A 19,581-nucleotide genomic window follows, 5' to 3' on the forward strand; every position below is an offset into this window, starting at 1 on the left:
GTTCGTCGGCATGACGGGTTCGGTCTGGCTGGCGCTCGATCTCGCCGACGCGACGGAGAGAGTCCTGGGCGTGTTCGAGAACGAGGACGACGCTCGTCGCGCTCTCGAGGACGCCGCCGCTTGGGCGGGTGCCGTGGAGCAGTGGCCCGTCGAGGGATGACGCGAGGGGCTGGTGCCCGGTCGCTCCCACGAGGTCGAAGCGCCACCGCCTACTCGGGGGTACGGTACGAAGAGGACGAGGCATGCAGCCGGGATGGAAAGCAGGCCCCGCCCTCCCCACGAGCCTAACCGCTGCGATCCCGACCCCCCTTCCGGGGACGGAAGTCCGTCGGGGGACTTGACGCGGACATGCTCCGTCTGGTGGGATCGCGCGCGAGCCGAAGCGCGCCGCCCGCGTCGGGCCGCTCGGGGAAGGCTCGGCGCTCCACGACGTTGTACCCGACGTGGATGAGCGGATGCGGTCGGCGACCGTCGCGGTGATCGGCGCAGGGCAGGCGGGGCTCTCGACCGCCTACCACCTGCAGCGGATGGGCTTCGTCAGCGCGCTCGACGCGACGCCGTCGTCCTCCGGCGCACCCGCGTACGTCGTCTTCGACGCGGCAGCCGTCCCGGGCGGAGCGTGGCAGCATCGGTGGGAGTCTCTGCGGATCGCCACGGTGAACGGCATCTTCGACCTGCCCGGGATGGCGAAGCCCGAGCTCGACCCCGCCGAACCGAGCCGCGACGCCGTGCCGCGCTACTTCGCCGAGTACGAGCAGCGGTTCCACCTGCCGATCCTCCGGCCGGTCACGGTGACGGGCGTCCATGCCCTCGACGACGATCCCGACGGGCCACTGCTCGTGGCGACCACGTCGGGATCGTGGCGCGTCCGCGGCGTCGTGAACGCATCCGGAACCTGGACCAACCCCGTGCTGCCCCGCTACCCCGGCCAGGAGGCCTTCCTCGGCCGACAGCTCCACACCCGCGACTACCGCGACCTGTCGGAGTTCGCCGGTCACCGGGTGGCCGTGGTCGGCGGCGGGATCTCGGCCGTCCAGCTGCTCGAGGAGATCTCGCGGGTGGCGTGGACGGCCTGGTACACCCGCCGGGAGCCGGTGTTCTTCGAGGGCGACTTCGACCCCGAGACCACGGGGCGCGACACCATCGCCCGGGTCACCGCCGACGTCGAGGCGGGGCTGCCCTCGCGCAGCATCGTCTCGTACACCGGGCTCGGCTGGTCTCCCTACGCCCGCGCGGCGCGCGACCGGGGCGCGCTCGAGCGGCGGCCGATGTTCAGCGCGATCGAGCCCCACGGCGTGCGGGAGGCCGACGGCACGTTCACGTCGATCGACACGATCCTGTGGGCGACGGGCTTCCGGCCCGACGTGCGCCACCTCGATCCGCTCGACCTGCGCGACCCGGCGGGCGGCATCCGGATGCGGGGCACCGCGGCGGTGGTGGATCCACGCGTGCAACTGGTCGGCTTCGGCCCATCGCAGTCGACCGTGGGCGCGAACCGCGCCGGCCGGGCCGCGGCGACGGCGTTCGCCCGTCGCTTCGGAGCTTCGATGGGTACTTCGACGCCGGAGAGAGCGGGGACCGCTGCCTTCACATTGTGAGTCCTCCGAGGTGCACCTCGCCGTCGGCGCACTCACCTCGTCGACGATGGCCGGCTCGCTTCGTCAACGACGGCGAACTCGCCGCTGGCGCCGAGATTCCCGCTTCTTCGGTCGTCGGGGCTCGAGAGCCGTGAGGAGAGTCTCCTTGAGAACGGCGTCCTCATCGGCCAGGCGCAGCCGTTGCAGCAATGTGCGCGCCTCGGAGACGTCCACCTGGCCGAAGACATCCTCAACGGCGCCCTGCACAGCCCAGAGGAGGGATGGATGGAGCTGACGGTGTCTCACCGCATGACGAAGGACCTCTCCCTTTACCTCCCAGCGAACGGGACCGCTGATCCTGAGTACACGGTCTATTCGCCGCAAGCCCGGTTGCACCAGGTGTGTATCGTGAACGCCCTGGGTCAGCCGGACGAACGCAGCCTCCGAATGTCGCGCATCCTCGAACCAATCAACCCACAACCAGTACGGGACAGCGGTTGATTCCCGAGGATGTTCGAGAACGTGCCGACAGAACTCCCACACCATCCCGACGTCCGATTCGTGCTGGGGATCGGGGCCGGCGAATTCGAACCCGAGGTACATTGCGACCGCGTAGACGTCGAGTACATCGAGCAGTCCGAATCCGAGGGCGAGTCGCTCCGAAGGAGGCAGGTCGTCGGATTCGAGCGCCGTCTCGATGACAGCGAAGGCGACCTGGCGGGAGTCCAGAACCGTACCGTCGGCCGGGCGGCGCCAGAGGTTTGGTGCCGCTCTCTCGATCCCTTTGGCGGCGAGCCAGCCATCGACCTGGGGTCGGTCCCACCAGAACATGGTGAGATTATGTCATCAAAGAGTATGGTCGACGAGGTTGCGCATCGGTCCTGCGCTGGACGGATGAGGATGGACCGGAGAAAGCGGAAACCCCCGCGATGTAGAAGCTACGCGAGGGTTCCTGGGGTGATTGTAATGATCACCCGTGTGGCTCCGACCGGCATCGATCCGGTGACCTTTCGATTTTCAGTCGAACGCTCTACCAACTGAGCTACAGAGCCGTGCCGGCTCTCGCCGGCGATCTTGCGAAAAGCCCTCCCCTCGATCGGGAAGGGCCTTCGCAATGAGCGACCCTGACGGGACTTGAACCCGCGACCTCCGCCGTGACAGGGCGGCACGCTAACCAACTGCGCTACAGGGCCATGCTTGTGTAATTGTATCTGTTGCCTGGGGTGACCCCAACGGGATTCGAACCCGTGCTACCGCCGTGAAAGGGCGGCGTCCTAGGCCGCTAAACGATGGGGCCGTTCGCGACAACTCGACGAGTATGCCACATCGTCCGCCGCAGTTCCAATCGAGCCCGCTCGACGGCCTCTCGTGGCGCTCCGGCGACTCCATGTCAAGGCATGGGCAGTTGCCGCCGACACCGCGTGGGCGACCGCCCATCCGGCCTCTCACCTGTTTGGATGCCCGTGTGACGTGTGACGGAAGTGAACGATCGAGGCGACGGCGAGTGCCGCTGAGACGCGCGCTCCTCGGTGCTCTCGCCACGGCGGCACTGGTGGTGGCGGGCGCTGTAGCCCTCCCCGGAGCGGCCTGGGCGGACGACTACCCCACGTGGGACGACGTCAAGAACGCGCAGGCGAACGAGCAGGCGAAGCAGAGCGAGGTGACCCGGATCCAGGGGCTGCTCGACAGCATCCGAGCCGAGGTCGCGGCAGCACAGGCGCTGTCGCTGCAGCGTGGCCAGGAGTACAACAAGGCGCAGGCCGCCTTCGACACCGCCGCCTACAAGGCCGGAGAGCTCGAGGATCAGGCCGCCGACGCCCAAGAGCGGGCGGATGCGTCCAACCGCCAGGCCGGACAGCTCGCCGCCCAGCTCGGGCGCGCGGGCAACAGCGACCTCACCGTCTCGCTGCTCGCCGGCGGTGGCGCGTCGGAGTCGGGCGACCTGCTGTACCAGCTCGGCACGATGTCGATGCTCACGTCGAAGACGTCGCAGATCTACGCGCAGGCCGAGCAGGACAGCAACACGGCCGCCGCGCTGTCGGCGCAGGCCGAGGTGGCGCGGACCGAGCTGCAGACCCTCGCCGCCGAGGCGCAGCGCCTCCGCGACGAGGCCGTGAGCGCTCAGCAGGCCGCAGAGTCCGCACTCGCCGAGCAGCAGGACCACGAGGTCGAGCTGCAGGCGCAGCTGCAGGTGCTGTCGGAGAACCGGCAGGCGACCGAGGCCGACTACCAGAAGGGCGTCGAGGCGCGGGCGGAGGCGGCGCGGCAGGCGATGCTGGCGGGCCTGCCCACGCTGCCCTTCATCGCTGCCAGCGGATGGGCCACTCCGTTCCCGGGCGGATACTCCTCCGACGAGTACGGCATGCGCGTGAACCCGGTCTCGGGCGCCTACGTCATGCACTCGGGCATCGACCTGGTGGTCAGCGGGGGCTCCTGCGGCGTGCCGGTGTACGCGGCCGCCGAGGGCATGGTCGAGTACGCCGGCTGGAACGGCGGCTACGGCAACTTCGTCGAGATCGACCACGGTGGCGGCATCTCCACCGGATACGGCCACAACACGCGGCTCCTCGTCGGGGTCGGCACCTACGTGCAGCCCGGCCAGCCGATCGCGCTGGCGGGCACCACGGGCAACTCCACCGGATGCCACGTGCACTACGAGGTGCGCCAGAACGGCTCGGGCATCAACCCGCGCACCTTCATGCAGGCAGTAGGAATCGAGTTCGGATGACGACCACGACCCCACCCTCCCCGGCGCGATCCGCGCGCGCTCTCCGCTCCGGTCGCTCGCGGATGCCGCTCGGTCGCTTCCTCGCGGGCCTGATGCTCGCGGCGTCGATCGTCGCGGTCGACGTGCTCCGCGGAGAGACCGGCGCCCAGGCGATCGACTACCCCTCCTGGGAGGACGTGCTCGCCGCCCGCGGGAACGAGGCGGCGAAGAGCGCCGAGGTCACGCGCATCCAGGGCATCATCGCGCAGCTGCAGGACGAGGTCGTCGCCGCGCAGGCGCTCGCGATCCAGCGCGCGGACGAGGCCTCGGCCGCCCAGGACGCCTACGACACCGGCGTCTTCCGTGCGGGAGAGCTCTCGACCCAGGCCGAGGAGGCGCGCGCCACCGCCGAGGCGTCGAACCGCCAGGCCGGACTCCTCATCTCGCAGCTGGTGCGGACCGGCGGCGGCGACATGACCGTCAACCTCCTCGTCTCGGGCGACGAGTCGAGCGACATGCTCTACCAGCTCGGCGCCATGAGCCAGCTGTCGCAGAAGACCATCCGCCTGCACGAGGTGGCCGAGCAGGACCGCAACACCGCGGATGCGCTGACCGCCCAGGCGGAGGTCGCCGCCTCCGAGCTCGACGGCCTCCGCATCGCCGCCGAGGCCGCCTCCGTCGCCGCGCAGGAGGCGCAGGCCGCCTCCGAGGCCGCGCTCGCCGAGCAGCAGTCGCAGCAGATCGTGCTCGAGGAGCAGCTCAAGGCGCTCACCGACGCCACGGCGAAGACCGAGGCGGAGTACCAGGCGGGCGTCGAGGAGCGCAGACGTCAGGAGGAGGCGGCGCGTGCGGCAGCGGCTGCTGCCGCCGCCGCCGCTGCGGTCGCCGGGGGCAGCCCGTCCGGCGGGGGCGGCTCGCACGTCGTCGGGCCCGGCGGACAGGGCTGGTCGAACCCGTTCCCCGGATCCCGCGTCTCGGACGAGTGGGGCCAGCGCTTCCATCCGATCGAGCACGTGTGGCGCCTGCACGCCGGCATCGACCTCGTCTACAGCGGCGGCACCTGCGGCCGCACCGTCTACGCCGCATCGGCGGGCACGGTCACGCAGGCCAGCTACAACGGCGGGCTCGGCAACTCCGTCACCATCAGCCACGGCAACGGCTGGACCACCGTCTACGGGCACAACTCGAGCCTCATCGTCGGCCGCGGCGCCAGCGTCTCGGAGGGCCAGCCCATCGCCTACGCCGGCACCACGGGCGCCTCCACGGGCTGCCACGTCCACTTCGAGACCCGCATCAACGGCACCTCCCAGAACCCCAGGGGCCTCCTGGGCCCTTTGGGCGTCTCCTTCTAGCCCCCGCCCCGCCCCGCGGGTGCCCCGCGGCTCCCACGGACGCCCTCTGCGACTTTCGCCACACCCAAGGGGTTTCGCCACACCGATCGACGTGGCGAAACCACTTAGGTGTGGCGAAAGCTCTAAGAGGGGAGGGGAGACCCGCAGCTCGAAGGATGCGCGCCAACTCGCGGGGGCGGCTCGCCTCCCACCATCCCCAGCGGGCGACGTTGACGCCCGTCGCGCGCACCGCATCCTCGCGACGCTTTTCGGCCCAGAGCACATCGCCGGCGGCACGGCCCCGTGTGAAGCCCTCGTACTCGTACTTCGCTCGGCCGTCGCACTCGCCGATCAGCCGTGCGCTCTCCCACCAGAAGTCGCCTCTGAGAGTTCGGCCTGCCGCGTCGAAGACCTGTCTCTGCAGCTCATCCGGGGGCGCGCCGAGATCGATCATCGTTCCTCTGCTGATCGATTCGAGCAGCGACTCCGACCGTGGGTCGCCGTGGCCCACCGTCCGACGGGCACGACGGGCTCCCCGCGAGGAGGCGAAGGCGTGGAGGCGGTCCTCGAGATCCGCAGATGTGACCAACCCTGTGCGCAGAGCGTGGTCGACCACACCCAGGCCTTCTCCGAGCGGCAGCCGCCGCGCGAGGTCCACGACGGTCTGAACAGGTGTCGTGACGGCGAGGCCATCGTGTTCGGTCACCTCGCGCGCCACGCGTGAGGCTCGCTTGACGAGACCACCGCGGGAGCGGCCGCCCTGATCAGTCGGGGCGATCACCGTGACGTTGTCGAGTCGGGCCGGCATCAAGGGCAGTCCCCAGATGACGGCGGCGGACTCGTCGCAGAACGCGTACGCATCCGCTCTCGATCGCCGAAGCGCATCGAGCCGAAGAAGGTGGCGATGCTCGCGGCTGGCGGTGTCCCACGCCGAGCGCTCGAGATAGACGCCCCGCCAGAGGCGCACTCTGTCGCCGGAGACGACGGAGCCTTCTAGCTCGTACCGGCGTCCAGCATCGTTCTCGGCCGCGAACGTGATGAAATCCGAGCCAGATGTGCGTTCCATCCCCCGAGGGTGGCAGCGCCACGCCGTCCGCGGCGGGCCCGCCGAGCAATGTGTGCACTCTGCCTACGACGCGGTCCCTGTGCAATTCCCGCGTTTCGCCATACTCAAGTGGTTTCGCCATATCGATCGAGGTGGCGAAACCACTTCAGTGTGGCGAAATGTGCCCCACGCGGACGGGGGCGCGGGCTACGAGTAGACGTGAGGGGCGAGGACGCCGATGCTGCGGAGGTTGCGGTAGCGCTCGGCGTAGTCGAGGCCGTAGCCGACGACGAAGGCGTTCGGGATGTCGAAGCCCACGTAGCGGACGTCGACCTCGACCTTGAGCGCCTCGGGCTTGCGAAGCAGGGTGCAGATCTCGACCGACTCGGGCCCGCGCGAACGGAGGTTCGCCTGCAGCCAGGAGAGCGTGAGCCCGGAGTCGATGATGTCCTCGACGATGAGCACCTTGCGGCCGGAGAGGTCGGTGTCGAGGTCCTTGAGGATGCGGACCACGCCGCTGGACTGCGTGCCCGACCCATAGGAGGAGACGGCCATCCAGTCCATCGTGATGTGCATCTTCAGCTCGCGTGCCAGATCCGCCATCACCATGACCGCGCCCTTCAGGACGCCGACGATCAGGAGGTCCTCGCCCGCATAGTCCGCCTCGATCTGGCGAGCGAGCTCGGCGATCTTCGCGTGGATCTGCTCCTGGCTGAACAGAACCTCGGTGATGTCGCTCTCGACGTCGGCGATGTCCATGGGCTCCCTCTGCTGTCGACCGGCGGATGCCTCAGGCGACCCGCTCGAACACGAGGAGGCGCCCTCGTCGGACCACTCTAATCCCTGGCAGGTCGACGCCCTTCTGGCCGTGCCAGTCGGTGACGAGCGACGTCGCCGCGAGGGTCTGGGCGCGGCTCAGCGAGACGCCGAACTCGCTCTCGACGACATAGCGGATGACGCGGTGCCGGAGCGCGGGCGGGTTCGCCTCGAGCGCGCCCACCGAGACCCCGATGCCGGCCTCGACGTGCTCGACGAGGTCCTCGATGGTCTCGATGGCCATGTCGTGGAGGGCCTCCTCGTCCTCGCGGAGCTGGGTCGCCGTGCGCGCGAGCGCCTCGGCGACGCCCGGGCCGAGCTCGCGCTCGAGGACGGGAAGCACCTCGCGGCGCACCCGCACGCGGGTGAAGCGCACCTCGTCGTTATGCGGGTCGAGCCAGGGCTCGAGACCCGAGTCGGCGCAGAACGCGCGCGTCGTCACGCGGCGGAGCGCGAGGAGGGGTCGGATGCGCGTCCCGCTCCGCTCGGCCATGCCCGACAGGCTGGCCGCGCCCGCACCCCGGGCCAGGCCGAGGAGCACCGTCTCGGCCTGGTCGTCGAGGGTGTGTCCGAGCAGCACCGTGACGGCGCCCGTCTCAGCGAGGGCGGCGTCGATGGCGTCGTAGCGCGCGGACCGGGCGGCTGCTTCGAGTCCGCCCGTCTCCGAGCCCGCGCCCGTCGCGACCTCGACACGCCTCACGAGCACGGGCGTGAGGCCCAGCTCGGCCGCCTGGTGAGCCGCGCGCTCGGCGACCTCGGCCGAGCCCGACTGGAGGCCGTGGTCGACGATGACGGCGCCGGCGACGAGCCCGGCTCGCGGCGCCTCGAACGCGGTCGCGGCCGCGAGGGCGAGCGAGTCGGGGCCGCCGCTGAGGGCGACGAGCACGTCGGCGGTGCGCTCGCTGGTCGCCCCGACGACGCCGGTCTGAGGCTCGCTGGACGACCCGGCCCCGCGCATCCGCTCGAACGCCTCGCGGACCGCGCGACGCACATCCGCGATCGCCGGGGTGAGGCGAGGACGCCGCTCCGGTCCATCGGGACCCGGAGCCTCCTGCTCGGTGGAGGTCATCCAGTAACGTTATTGCAGTCGCCGGGCGGATGCCCGGGACCGTCTCGCCGAACAAGGAGCTGCTGCGCATGGCCGATTACGACGTCGTCATCGAGATCCCGAAGGGGAGCCGTAACAAGTACGAGGTCGACCACGAGACCGGCCGCGTCTACCTCGACCGCGTGCTCTTCACGAGCTTCGTCTACCCCACCGACTACGGCTTCTTCGAGAACACCCTCGGTCTCGACGGCGACCCCGTCGACGCGCTCGTGCTGCTCGAGTACCCGGTGTTCCCGGGTGTGGGCGTCAAGGTGCGTCCGGTCGGCGTGCTCAACATGAGCGACGAGGCGGGCTCCGACGCGAAGGTCATCGCGGTGCCCTACAAGGATCCGCGCTGGCAGCACATCCAGGACCTCAACGACGTCCCGGAGCAGACCCGCAAGGAGATCGAGCACTTCTTCACCCGCTACAAGGACCTCGAGCCCGGCAAGTTCGTCAACATCGAGGGCTGGGGCGACGCCGCCGAGGCCGACGCGATCGTGCAGGCGGGCTTCGCGAAGCTCGCCGCCGAGGGCGGTCACTGACCCGTCCCGCCACGAGGGCCCCGCATCCACGCCCGGATGCGGGGCCCTCGTGTTCTCTGGCAGCCGATAATGAGAAATGATCAGCTACCATGACCTCATGGATCAGTCTCCCGAGCCTCGGCGTGAATTCTCACTTCGCAACGACGTGTCGAACAAGTTCTGGACGATCCTCCGATCTGGGCCCACGGTCATCACCACCTCAGGAAGGATCGGGCACGCAGCTCGGACGACCGAGACGGTGTTCGACACCGATGACGAGGCCGAGATCGAGGCAGAACGCATGGTGCGGAAGAAGCTGCGGAAGGGCTATGCGGAGGGTTACATCGCGTCACTCCCGCCATGGCGGAAGCCTGAGTGGGAGTCGATCCCGATGTCAGAAGAGACCTTCTGGCGTGTGCTCGCTCTCTTCGATTGGAAGAAGCTGGGCGACGACGATGCAGTGGTCCGGCGAGCGGTGAGTGCTCTTTCCGCGATGAAGCCGGATGACATCGCTCTCTTCGACGACATCCTGGCTGAGAAACTCCATTCGCTCGATACGGGAGCGCACTGTGCCGCCGCATATGGTCGTCCGGAGGCGGACCTCGATCGCGAGTACATCTCGCCCGACGACTTCCTCTACGTCCGTTGCGCGGCCCTCACCAGCGGACCCGAGAGATTTGAGGAGATCCTCGAATCGCCCTCGACGATGCCTCAGGACGTCGAGTTCGAGGCTCTTCTCTACGTCGCGTCGGAGGCGTTCGAGATGGCGACGGGCGAAGACTACTCTCACATTCCGTCCACGCCGATCGAGACGTTCTCCAATTCGCTGGGTTGGCCCTGAACCAGCGGCAGGTTCGCCCCTAGGGAACATGGAGGCGGGGCTCAGACGGGGCGCGATAGCCTTGCAGGCACCACACCGGCCGCGAAGCGAAGAGACATGAACGCGAAACGCATCCTTCGATCTCCCATCCCCTACATCCTCCTGGGTGCTGTCGCGCTCTGGATCGGGTTCAGCATCATCACCAGCGCCGGCTATCAGCAGGTGACGACGCAGGAGGGCCTCGGCTTCCTCTCGAGCGGGAAGGTGCAGGAGGCCACCATCATCGATGGTGAGCAGCGCGTCGACCTGACGCTGACGAGCCCCGACGAGAAGTACGGCTCGAAGGTGCAGTTCTACTACGTCACCCCGCGCGGCAGCGAGGTGGTGGAGGCGGTCACGAGCGCCAACCCGGCCGACGGGTACAACGACCAGGTCCCGCAGCCGAACTGGTTCCTCTCGGCGCTCAGCATCTTCCTGCCGATCATCCTCATCGCGGCCTTCTTCTGGTTCATGCTCTCGGGCATGCAGGGCGGCGGCAACCGCGTCATGCAGTTCGGCAAGTCTCGGGCGAAGCTCGTCACGAAGGAGACCCCGAAGGTCACCTTCGACGATGTCGCCGGCAGCGACGAGGCGATCGAGGAGCTCCAGGAGATCAAGGACTTCCTCAAGGAGCCCGCGAAGTTCCAGGCCGTGGGTGCGCGCATCCCCAAGGGCGTGCTGCTGTACGGCCCTCCCGGAACGGGCAAGACGCTCCTCGCCCGCGCTGTCGCCGGTGAGGCCGGCGTACCGTTCTACTCCATCTCCGGATCCGACTTCGTCGAGATGTTCGTCGGCGTGGGCGCGAGCCGCGTCCGCGACCTGTTCACGCAGGCTAAGGAGAACTCGCCGGCGATCATCTTCATCGACGAGATCGACGCCGTCGGCCGCCACCGCGGCGCCGGCATGGGCGGCGGTCACGACGAGCGCGAGCAGACGCTGAACCAGCTCCTCGTCGAGATGGACGGCTTCGACGTCAAGACGAACGTCATCCTCATCGCGGCGACGAACCGTCCCGACATCCTCGACCCCGCGCTGCTGCGTCCGGGCCGCTTCGATCGCCAGATCGGCGTCGACGCGCCCGACCTCCAGGGCCGCAAGCGCATCCTCGAGGTGCACGGCCGCGGCAAGCCGCTGGCCGCCGGGGTCGACCTCGAGGTCGTCGCCCGCAAGACGCCGGGCTTCACGGGCGCCGACCTGGCGAACGTCCTCAACGAGGCCGCGCTGCTCACCGCCCGCTCCAACGCGCAGCTGATCGACAACCGTGCCCTCGACGAGGCGATCGACCGTGTCATCGCCGGTCCGCAGCGCCGCACGCGTGTCATGAACGACAAGGAGAAGCTGGTCACCGCGTACCACGAGGGCGGTCACGCCCTGGTCGCCACCGCGATGCGCCACACCGACCCGGTCACGAAGATCACGATCCTCCCGCGCGGTCGGGCGCTCGGCTACACGATGGTGCTCCCGCTGGAGGACCGCTACTCGGTCAGCCGCAACGAGCTCCTCGACCAGCTCGCGTACGCCATGGGCGGGCGCGTCGCCGAGGAGATCGTCTTCCACGACCCGACCACGGGCGCGTCGAACGACATCGAGAAGGCCACCGGCACGGCTCGCAAGATGGTGACGGAGTTCGGCATGTCGGCCGAGCTCGGCGCGGTCAAGCTGGGCAGCGCCTCCGGCGAGATGTTCCTCGGCCGCAACATGGGGCACGAGCGCGATTACTCCGAGTCGCTCGCCGAGCGGGTCGACGCCGAGGTGCGCACGCTCATCGAGAACGCTCACGACGAGGCGTGGCAGGTGCTGAACGACAACCGCGACATCCTCGACGCCCTCGCCGCCCAGCTGCTCGAGCACGAGACGCTCGATCACCTGCAGCTCGAGGAGATCTTCAAGGACGTGCGGAAGCTCCCCGAGCGCCCGCAGTGGCTCTCGAGCGACAAGCGGCCCGTGTCGACGATCCCTCCGATCGCGTTCCCGAGCAAGGCGCCGGTCGACGGCGGCGCGGTCGACGGGGGAGTGCAGTCCGACCCCGAGCCCGACCCGACGCCGAAGCGCGCCCCCATCATCCGGCCCCGCCCCGCGACGGCCTGACCCACACGGTGGGATCCGTCGACCGAGACCGGATCCGCGCCGCGGTCGGCGAGATCCTCGCCGCCATCGGTGAGGATCCGGCCAGGGAGGGTCTGCGCGACACCCCGCGCAGGGTCGCCGAGCTGTGCGGCGAACTCTTCGCGGGCGTCGGCGACGACCCCGCCGATGCGTTCGGCGGGGCGTTCGCGCTGCGTGACGCGAGTTCGAGTGCGGATGCGGACCACGGCACCGACCTGCACGCCGCCGATCGCATCGGGTCGGTGGTGCTGATGCGCGACCTCGCGTTCCGCTCCATCTGCGAGCATCACCTCCTGCCGTTCGAGGGTGTGGTGCACGTCGCCTACGAACCGGATGCGGAGCTCGCCGGCTTGGGCCGCGTCGCCGCGGTCGTCGAGGTCGCGTCGTCGCGGCCGCAGCTGCAGGAGCGGCTGGGCGACGACATCGCCGACGCGGTCGAGCGCGGGCTCGCGGCGCGGGGCGTGCTCGTGGTGATCGAGGCGCGGCACGGCTGCGTCACCGCTCGCGGACCCCGCCAGACGACGAGCAGCACCGTGACGGTGTCGGCCCGCGGCTCGCTCGCCGACCCGGCGGCCCGCGCCGAGGTGATGGCACTGGTGAGCCGGTCATGAGCGCCGCCCTCGACGCCCAGGGGCGCACCCTCGTGATGGGCATCCTCAACGTGACCCCCGACTCCTTCAGCGACGGCGGCGAGTGGTACGACCGCGACGACGCGGTGCGCCACGGACTCGACATGGTCGCGCAGGGCGCCGACATCATCGACGTCGGAGGGGAGTCGACCCGCCCAGGCGCGCGCCGCGTCGATCCGGCGGTGGAGCGTCGACGGGTGATCCCCGTGGTGCAGGCGCTCGCCGCCGACGGAGTGGCGGTGAGCGTCGACACGATGAACGCGTCGACCGCCGCCGCGGCGATCGACGCTGGCGCCGTGCTGGTCAACGACGTGTCGGGCGGCCTCGCCGACCCGGCGATGGATGCGCTGGTCGCCGAGTCGCGCATCCGCTTCGTCGTCATGCACTGGCGCGGCCACAGCGACGTCATGACGCAGCACGCGACGTATACCGATGTGGTGACCGAGGTGTCGGATGCGCTGCGACGGCGGATGGACGGCCTGGTCTCGGCGGGCGTCGACCCCGCTCAGCTGATCGTGGATCCGGGCCTCGGCTTCGCGAAGGACGCCGGCCACAACTGGGAGCTGCTCGCCCGACTCGCCGACCTGCGCGCGCTGGGGGCGCCCGTGCTGGTGGGGGCGTCGCGCAAGCGGTTCCTCGGGGCGCTCGACGGCGCGGCGCCGGGCGATCGCGATGTCGCCTCGGCGGTCGTGGCCGCGTTCGCCGCGCGGGCCGGTGCATGGGCAGTGCGGGTGCATCACGTGCCCTCGACGCGGTCGGCGCTGGCGGTCGAGTCCGCCCTGCGGGCCGCGTCTGCGCCGCTGCGCCTCGTGGCTGACGTCCGCCCCGCCCCGCTGCAGGGCGGAGGCGCGCCGGCGCAGCGCGGCGCAGACGCGCCGCCGCAGCACGAGCCCGCCAGCCCCGTGCCCGGCCCGGCGCACGAGCCCGCCAGCCCCGCGCCCGCCCCTGCAGACGACGGAAGGACCCTCGACGCATGAGCACCACGCGAGCCGACCCCGCCGAGCACGACCCCGCCCAGCACGCTCCCGCCGAGCACGCTCCCGCCGAGCACGCTCCCGCCGAGCGCGACGCCGCCGGGCCGCTCGACGAGCTCACCCTCACCGGGCTCGAGGTGTTCGCGCACCACGGCTACTACGCTTTCGAGCGTGAGCAGGGGCAGCGCTTCGTGATCGACACGACCCTCTGGCTCGACACACGCGCCGCGGCGACGGGCGACGACCTCGACCGCACGGTGCACTACGGCGTCCTCGCCGAGCAGATCGCGTCGGCGGCGCAGTCCGACCCGGTCGACCTCATCGAGACCCTCGCCGAGCGCGTCGCGGGCGTCGTGCTCGCCTACCCCACGGTGGCCCGCACGCGGGTGACGGTCCACAAGCCCGACGCACCCATCGAGGTGCCGTTCGCGGACGTGTCGATCACCATCACCAGGACGCAGGGCGCCGCGTCGACCGTGCAGGAGGCGGCCGGCGCATGACCGACACCCTCCTCGTGACCGTGCCCGCGCATCCCGTCGACGCCGTGCTCGCCGTGGGCAGCAACCTCGGCGACCGCGAGGCGACGATCGCCGCGGCGCTGGCCGACCTCGCCGCCGCCCCGGGCGTGGAGGTCGTTGCGGCGTCGCGGCTCTACGAGACCGTCGCGGTGAAGCCCGACGGCGTCGACCCTGAGGCGCCGTCGTACCTTAACGGGGTGCTGCGCATCCGCACCGCTCTCTCGCCGCTCGACCTGCTGGCCCTCGTGAACCGCGTGGAGCACGCGCACGGACGCGTACGGGTGGAGCGCTGGGGCGACCGCACGCTCGACATCGACGTCGTGCTCTACGGCGAGCTGTCGAGCGACGACCCGACGCTCACGCTCCCTCATCCGCGCAGCCACGAGCGCGACTTCGTGCTCGTGCCCTGGCTCGAGATCGACCCGGATGCGATCGTGCCGGGACGCGGACGCGCCGACACACTGCTGAGCGGCCTGCCCGCCACGACCCTCACCGTCTACGCGGGGGAGCGCCGATGAAGCACACGAATCCACTCACGATCGTCATCTACCTGCTGGTGGGAGCGGCGATCGGCTTCGGCATGGAGATCGCCCTCGTCGGCGGCGGGATGCAGGCGGTCGTGCCGCCCTACACCCTCCCCATCACGGTGATCGCCGCCGCGCTCATCGTGGTCGCGCTCGCGATCCCCATCCGGCGCTCGATCAGCGGCCGCTCGCAGGCGCGCATCAACCCGTTCAGTGCGATGCGTGTCGTGGTGCTGGCCAAGGCGTCGAGCCTCGTGGGTGCGCTGATCGCGGGGTGGGCCGCCGGCGTCGCCGTGTTCTTCTTCACCCGGCCGGTGATCGCCGACACGGCCACGATCTGGTCGTCGATCATCGCCGCGGTCGGGGGTGTGGTGCTGCTCGCCGCCGGCATCGTCGCGGAGCGCCTCTGCACCCTCCCGCCGGACGACCCGGATGCCCATGCCGAGTGACCCCGGCGCCGCTCCTGGCGGGACGGGCCAGGCGAGCCAGACGAGCGAGACCGGCCAGACGAGCGAGACCGGCCAGACGAGCGAGACCGGCCAGACGAGCGAGACAGGCGAGTCGAGCGGGCGGATGCACGTCGACGAGCCGTGGGTCGGCGTCAGCTCCCGCTACGTCGGCGTCGAGATCGTGGCGAGCATCATCACCGCCGTGGTGCTCTGCGGCATCTGCGTGCCGTTCATCCTGCTGCAGACCTGGTTCGGCTGGCCGGCGCTCGCTGTAGCGGTCGTCATCTCCGTCCTCCTCCTCGTGCTCGCGCCGCGGCGGGTGCGATCGATCGGCTACGTGCTCCGCGCCGACGACCTGCTCTTCAAGCGCGGCATCATGTGGCATCGCGTCGTAGCCGTGCCATACGGCCGGATGCAGCTGATCGACATCAACCGCGGTCCGGTCGCGCGTGCGCTCGGACTCTCCGAGCTCAAGTTCGTGACCGCTGCGGCCTCTACCGGCGTCACCATCCCGGGCCTGCCCGAGCAGACCGCCGACGAGCTGCGCGACCGTCTCGTCGCCCTCGCCGAGACGAGACGCGTGGGACTGTGAGCGCTCCGCTCGAGCCCCGAAGCGACCGGCCCGCGGGAGCGCCGGCTCCGGTCGCGTCGCTCGCCGACGGCGAATGGCATCGGCTCCACCCCGCGACCCCGCTCCTGCGCGGCGGCATCGCGTTCATCGCGATCGTGGGGTTCCTGCTCGCCAACCTGCGCGAGCGGATCGTCGAGTTCGTCCTCGGCTCCCCGGACGGCCCGACCGACCCCCTCGACGCCGCGTACCAGAACGGGCAGCTCGGATGGGCAGGGCTCATCGTCGGTGCGGCCCTCGTGGCCGGCGTCGTGCTCTTCTACTTCAGCTGGCGAGTGCACACCTTCCGCGTGGGCGACGACGTCGTGGAGGTGCGCAGCGGCATCCTCTTCCGCACGCATCGGCGCGCGCCGCTCGACCGCATCCAGGGGGTCGCCATCTCGCGGCCGGTGTTCGCGCGCCTGTTCGGCGCCGCGAAGCTCGACGTCAGCGTCGCGGGGCAGGACGCCAAGGTGCAGCTCGCCTACCTCGGCGGCGCGGATGCGGACAGGCTCCGTCTCGACGTGCTCGCCCTGGCCTCCGGCGCGAGGGCTGCGGAGCGCGCGGACCATGCCGAGCCGCAGGCGGGCCCAGTGCTCGGGACCGAGTCGCAGGCGGGCCCCGCACCGGTGACGGAGCGGCAGGCGCCCGGGGCGCCTGCGGGGCCGTCCGTCGCACCGCGAGGCGTGCTCGAGGCGCGGATGCGCGAGTTCATGGCACCCGAGCTCGACCCCGCGACGGCGCCGCCCGAGTCGGTGGTGCGGATCCCGCCGGGCAGGCTCGCGGGCTCGCTCCTGCTGAGCGGGCGCACCCTCGTCGGCGTCGCTCTCGTCGCCGTCATCGTCTGGCTCGTCACCACCGACCGCTTCGGCTTCGCCGTCTTCGTCGTGCTGCCGATGCTGCTCGCGTCGGTCGGGTACGTGTACAACCGCTTCACCCGTTCGCTGCGGTACAGCATCGCAGGCACGCCCGACGGCGTCCGCATCGGATACGGGCTGCTCTCGACCAACAACGACACGCTCCCGCCGGGCCGGATCCACGCCGTCGAGGTGCACCAGCCGCTGCTCTGGCGCCTGGCGGGATGGTGGGGCATCCGCATCGACCGGGCCGGCGCGGCCGGAGAGGGCAGCGCGCAGGCGAGCACGACGATGCTGCCCGTCGGCACGGCCGCCGACGCGACCCGCGTGCTGGCGCTCCTGCTTCCCGGGCTCGCGGCGGAGGAGACTCGGCGGATCCTCGACGCGGGCCTCGACGACCCCCGGGCCGGCGGGTTCGTCACCGCTCCGCCGCGCGCCCGGTGGGTGCGACCGCTCGCCTGGCGCACCACCGGCTTCGCCGAGACCTCGGATGCGGTGGTGCTGCGCACAGGGTTCCTCTGGCGCCGCCTCGTGGTGGTTCCGCTCGCCCGCGTGCAGAGCGTGCGCATCGAGCAGGGCCCGTGGCGGCGGATGCTCGGACTCGTGGCGCTCGACGTCCAGACCGTCGCCGGGCCGGTGCACGCGCAGCTCCCCGCCGCCGAGCGCGCCGTGGGCGAGGCCGCGTTCGCGCGGTGGTCCGCCGCGGCGGTGGCCGCGTCCGCCGCCGACCGCACGCACCGCTGGCGGGCCCACCCGGCCCCCGGGGCCGGTGCGGCGCCGACGCTCGCGCCCGAGGGCGCCGGCGAGTCTGCGTCCGGTTGGGAGGCCTCAGCCGTGCATCCGTCGCGCCCTGACGCGACGCCCACCGACCACGGCGCCGAGCGGGGCGGCGCGCAGGAGAGGATGGAGCCATGAGACCCTCTGAACGCTCAGGGCGCCTCGGCGTCGGCATCATCGGCGCGGGGCGCGTGGGCCCCGTGCTGGGCGCGGCGCTCGGTGGGGCCGGGCACGCCGTGGTCGGGATCTCGGCGATCTCCGACGTCGGCCGTGAGCGGGCTGACGTGCTGCTGCCCGGTGTGCCGGTGCTCAGCGTGCCCGATGTGGTGGAGCGCAGCGAGCTCGTGGTGCTGGCGGTGCCGTCCGAGGAGCTTCCGGGCCTCGTGACAGGGCTGGCGGGAACGGGCGCCTGGCAGATGGGCCAGCTCGTGATGCACTCGGCGCCCGAGTTCGGGGTCTCCGTCCTCGACCCGGCCCGCGCGTCCGGCGTGATCCCCCTCGCCGTGCATCCGGCCATGGTGTTCACGGGCACGAGCGTCGACGTCTCGCGGCTCGTCGGAGTCCACTTCGGAGTCACGGCACCGTCGGCCGTGCTCCCCATCGCGCAGGCTCTGGTGGTGGAGATGGGCGGCGAGCCGGTCGTCATCGCCGAAGCGGACCGCCCCGCGTACGCGGAGGCCGTCGCCACCGCGACGGGCTTCTCGACCGCGATCATCGAGCAGGCGGCCGGACTCCTCGCCGAGGCGGGCGTCGACGCCCCGGGCCGCGTGCTCGCGCCCCTGGTGCGCTCCGCCGTGGAGGACGCGCTCGCTCGAGCCGGCGCCGCCGCCGGCTCGACCCCCGACGCCCTCCCGCCCGAGCTCTGAGCCCGGACGGATGCTCCGCCTGCGCCTCGCGGACGCAGGCGGAGCATCCGCACGTCAGGGGTTCACGACGACGGTGAAGGTCTTCGTGATCGGCTTCGTCTTCACGTTGTCGGCCGTGAGGTCGAACGTGTACGTGCCCGCCCGGGTCGGCGTGCCCGAGAGGATGCCGGTCGCACCGTCGAGCGTGAGACCGGGCGGCAGCGCGCCCGCGCTGACGGAGAGCGTGGCCCAGAACGGCGAGTCGGTGAAGAACCGGTCGTCGTACGGCAGGCCGACGGCTGCGGACGCGCCGGTGTCGGGCCAGATGTCGAACGTCGGCTCGATGCGATGTAGGTACCCGGCGGCCTGCGTGTACAGGGTGTCGTTCGGGAGCAGAGCCATCCTGGTCACCTCGCCAGCTAGGTCCCAGCGCACGGACGGTACGGCCGCCAGCGGTTCCGAGCTCGGCACCTGCCAGACGGTCGACGTCCCGGAGGCGCGGAGGAACAGGTTGCCCTGCTCGCTGATGGCGGTCTCGGTCGGCTTGGGGGAACCGGCGGGAAGGGAGACCGTACGCACGAGGGCGCCGCCGAGGTTGTACTGGAGGACACCTCCGCGACACGGATCGGTGACGTAGAGGGCAGATCCGGTGGCGTCGAAATCCCACACGCAGGTGTCTCGCGCCGAGGCGATGAACGGGTAGATCACGCCCTGTGTGCGCGTGACGAGGGAGATCGTGTTCGTCCGATCCCACGTGTAGACGGTGTCGTCACCCGCGATCGAGACCCTCTCGGGCTCCCACCCGCTCGGCGTCGACGCCCACCAGAGGTCGACCAGGCCGGCGCGATCGACGCGTCCGAGAGCACCGGCGCCCGGCCTGGTGAAGACGACGTTCCCGTGTGAGTCCGCGGCGCAGTGGGCGAGCCCCAGCGCGGCGCCGCGGGGGACGAGCTCCCGCTGCGTGCCGTCCCGGGTGATCGTGAACATCCCGCTGTTCCCGGCGCCGCAGAAGACCGTTCCGCCGAAGTGGTCGGTGACGGCGTCGACCACGATCATCCCCGGCGGAAGGGGATGGAGGTTCGGCGAGACCACGCCGTGCTCGTCGATCGAGCGGATGACGCCGCGGGTGTTGTCGACGACGTAGGCGCCGCCCCACGGGGTGGTGGCCAGGACGTCGGCTCTCTCGTCGACGAAGCCCGACCAGGTGGTGTCGAGGTCGAAGCCGCGGGCCTCCGCGGCGGAGGGTGCGGTGAGGGCTGCGCCGCCGCCGACGGCCGCGGCCGTGAGGAGGGCGCACAGGAGTCTGCGCATTCGGATCGGTCCTTTCGAGGGGTGCGGTGGGTGGCCGC

At 70.9% G+C, this 19,581-nt stretch carries 20 protein-coding genes and 3 tRNA genes; 15 read left to right on the plus strand and 8 right to left on the minus strand.

Annotated features, from left to right (window positions below; genetic code table 11):
- Positions 1-10: 10 nt before the first annotated feature.
- Together ACFJGV_RS16205 and ACFJGV_RS16210 are read left to right on the plus strand one after the other, a co-directional pair.
- Positions 11-160, plus strand: coding sequence for a hypothetical protein (locus ACFJGV_RS16205; protein ID WP_378145027.1), 150 nt, complete (start codon positions 11-13; stop codon positions 158-160).
- Between the two features lie 295 nt (positions 161-455).
- Positions 456-1,598, plus strand: a complete 1,143-nt coding sequence (locus ACFJGV_RS16210) for an NAD(P)-binding domain-containing protein (RefSeq protein ID WP_378145029.1) — start codon at positions 456-458, stop codon at positions 1,596-1,598.
- A gap of 63 nt (positions 1,599-1,661) precedes the next feature.
- Here the strand turns inward: ACFJGV_RS16210 and ACFJGV_RS16215 are convergent, their stop codons facing one another.
- The 4 genes from ACFJGV_RS16215 to ACFJGV_RS16230 form a co-directional block, all read right to left on the minus strand.
- Positions 1,662-2,408 (minus strand): hypothetical protein, encoded by a 747-nt coding sequence (locus tag ACFJGV_RS16215; protein ID WP_378145030.1) that lies wholly within the window; start codon positions 2,406-2,408, stop codon positions 1,662-1,664.
- Positions 2,409-2,556: 148 nt separating this feature from the next.
- Positions 2,557-2,629 (minus strand) — tRNA-Phe (locus ACFJGV_RS16220).
- 67 nt (positions 2,630-2,696) lie between these two features.
- Positions 2,697-2,770 (minus strand) — tRNA-Asp (locus ACFJGV_RS16225).
- 31 nt (positions 2,771-2,801) lie between these two features.
- Positions 2,802-2,874, minus strand: a tRNA-Glu gene (locus ACFJGV_RS16230).
- Positions 2,875-3,081: 207 nt separating this feature from the next.
- Here ACFJGV_RS16230 and ACFJGV_RS16235 point away from each other — a divergent pair.
- Positions 3,082-4,305 carry a peptidoglycan DD-metalloendopeptidase family protein gene (locus tag ACFJGV_RS16235; RefSeq protein WP_378145032.1) on the plus strand — a complete coding sequence of 408 codons (1,224 nt, stop codon included), beginning with the start codon at positions 3,082-3,084 and terminating at the stop codon, positions 4,303-4,305.
- Positions 4,302-5,636 carry a M23 family metallopeptidase gene (locus tag ACFJGV_RS16240; RefSeq protein WP_378145033.1) on the plus strand — a complete coding sequence of 445 codons (1,335 nt, stop codon included), beginning with the start codon at positions 4,302-4,304 and terminating at the stop codon, positions 5,634-5,636. The genes ACFJGV_RS16235 and ACFJGV_RS16240 overlap by 4 nt, the downstream gene beginning before the upstream one ends.
- Here the strand turns inward: ACFJGV_RS16240 and ACFJGV_RS16245 are convergent.
- The 3 genes from ACFJGV_RS16245 to tilS all read right to left on the minus strand — a co-directional run bounded on the left by ACFJGV_RS16245 (position 5,578) and on the right by tilS (position 8,545).
- The gene (locus ACFJGV_RS16245) at positions 5,578-6,681 is read right to left on the minus strand and encodes a type IV toxin-antitoxin system AbiEi family antitoxin (protein WP_378145035.1); all 1,104 of its coding nucleotides are present in this window, start codon (positions 6,679-6,681) and stop codon (positions 5,578-5,580) included. The two genes, ACFJGV_RS16240 and ACFJGV_RS16245, sit on opposite strands and share 59 nt — an antisense overlap.
- Positions 6,682-6,867: 186 nt before the next feature.
- Positions 6,868-7,419 (minus strand): hypoxanthine phosphoribosyltransferase, encoded by a 552-nt coding sequence (hpt, locus tag ACFJGV_RS16250; RefSeq protein WP_378145037.1) that lies wholly within the window; start codon positions 7,417-7,419, stop codon positions 6,868-6,870.
- Between the two features lie 31 nt (positions 7,420-7,450).
- Positions 7,451-8,545, minus strand: coding sequence for a tRNA lysidine(34) synthetase TilS (gene tilS / locus ACFJGV_RS16255; protein WP_378145039.1), 1,095 nt, complete (start codon positions 8,543-8,545; stop codon positions 7,451-7,453).
- A 68-nt stretch (positions 8,546-8,613) separates the two neighbouring features.
- On the opposite strand from tilS, the gene ACFJGV_RS16260 reads away from it, so the two are divergent.
- The 11 genes from ACFJGV_RS16260 (at position 8,614) to ACFJGV_RS16310 (ending at position 18,253) form a co-directional block, all read left to right on the plus strand.
- Positions 8,614-9,108: an inorganic diphosphatase gene (locus ACFJGV_RS16260; protein WP_378148750.1), complete on the plus strand. Its 495-nt coding sequence runs from the start codon at positions 8,614-8,616 to the stop codon at positions 9,106-9,108.
- Between the two features lie 97 nt (positions 9,109-9,205).
- A complete protein-coding gene (locus ACFJGV_RS16265; RefSeq protein ID WP_378145041.1) occupies positions 9,206-9,928 on the plus strand; it encodes a DUF4240 domain-containing protein in 723 nt (240 codons plus the stop codon).
- 96 nt (positions 9,929-10,024) lie between these two features.
- Positions 10,025-12,034 carry an ATP-dependent zinc metalloprotease FtsH gene (ftsH, locus tag ACFJGV_RS16270; protein WP_378145042.1) on the plus strand — a complete coding sequence of 670 codons (2,010 nt, stop codon included), beginning with the start codon at positions 10,025-10,027 and terminating at the stop codon, positions 12,032-12,034.
- 8 nt (positions 12,035-12,042) lie between these two features.
- Complete coding sequence (gene folE, locus ACFJGV_RS16275; protein ID WP_378145043.1) at positions 12,043-12,663, plus strand: GTP cyclohydrolase I; 621 nt, start codon at positions 12,043-12,045, stop codon at positions 12,661-12,663.
- Positions 12,660-13,658, plus strand: a complete 999-nt coding sequence (gene folP / locus ACFJGV_RS16280; RefSeq protein WP_378145044.1) for a dihydropteroate synthase — start codon at positions 12,660-12,662, stop codon at positions 13,656-13,658. The genes folE and folP overlap by 4 nt, the downstream gene beginning before the upstream one ends.
- Positions 13,655-14,155, plus strand: coding sequence for a dihydroneopterin aldolase (folB, locus tag ACFJGV_RS16285; RefSeq protein WP_378145046.1), 501 nt, complete (start codon positions 13,655-13,657; stop codon positions 14,153-14,155). Before folP ends, folB begins: the two co-directional genes overlap by 4 nt.
- Entirely contained in the window at positions 14,152-14,691 is a 540-nt protein-coding gene (folK, locus tag ACFJGV_RS16290) for a 2-amino-4-hydroxy-6-hydroxymethyldihydropteridine diphosphokinase (protein WP_378145048.1), read from the plus strand. Before folB ends, folK begins: the two co-directional genes overlap by 4 nt.
- Positions 14,688-15,146: a DUF3180 domain-containing protein gene (locus ACFJGV_RS16295; protein ID WP_378145050.1), complete on the plus strand. Its 459-nt coding sequence runs from the start codon at positions 14,688-14,690 to the stop codon at positions 15,144-15,146. The genes folK and ACFJGV_RS16295 overlap by 4 nt, the downstream gene beginning before the upstream one ends.
- Before the next feature lie 124 nt (positions 15,147-15,270).
- Positions 15,271-15,738, plus strand: coding sequence for a PH domain-containing protein (locus ACFJGV_RS16300; RefSeq protein ID WP_378148752.1), 468 nt, complete (start codon positions 15,271-15,273; stop codon positions 15,736-15,738).
- Positions 15,735-17,525: a PH domain-containing protein gene (locus ACFJGV_RS16305; protein ID WP_378145052.1), complete on the plus strand. Its 1,791-nt coding sequence runs from the start codon at positions 15,735-15,737 to the stop codon at positions 17,523-17,525. Before ACFJGV_RS16300 ends, ACFJGV_RS16305 begins: the two co-directional genes overlap by 4 nt.
- A complete protein-coding gene (locus ACFJGV_RS16310) occupies positions 17,522-18,253 on the plus strand; it encodes a Rossmann-like and DUF2520 domain-containing protein (protein WP_378145054.1) in 732 nt (243 codons plus the stop codon). Before ACFJGV_RS16305 ends, ACFJGV_RS16310 begins: the two co-directional genes overlap by 4 nt.
- Positions 18,254-18,307: 54 nt before the next feature.
- On the opposite strand, the gene ACFJGV_RS16315 is transcribed toward ACFJGV_RS16310, so the two are convergent.
- Positions 18,308-19,543: a putative Ig domain-containing protein gene (locus ACFJGV_RS16315; protein WP_378145056.1), complete on the minus strand. Its 1,236-nt coding sequence runs from the start codon at positions 19,541-19,543 to the stop codon at positions 18,308-18,310.
- Positions 19,544-19,581 lie beyond the last annotated feature (38 nt).

This window comes from Cnuibacter sp. UC19_7, from assembly GCF_042699995.1.
In the GTDB taxonomy this organism is placed as follows: Bacteria; Actinomycetota; Actinomycetes; order Actinomycetales; family Microbacteriaceae; genus Cnuibacter.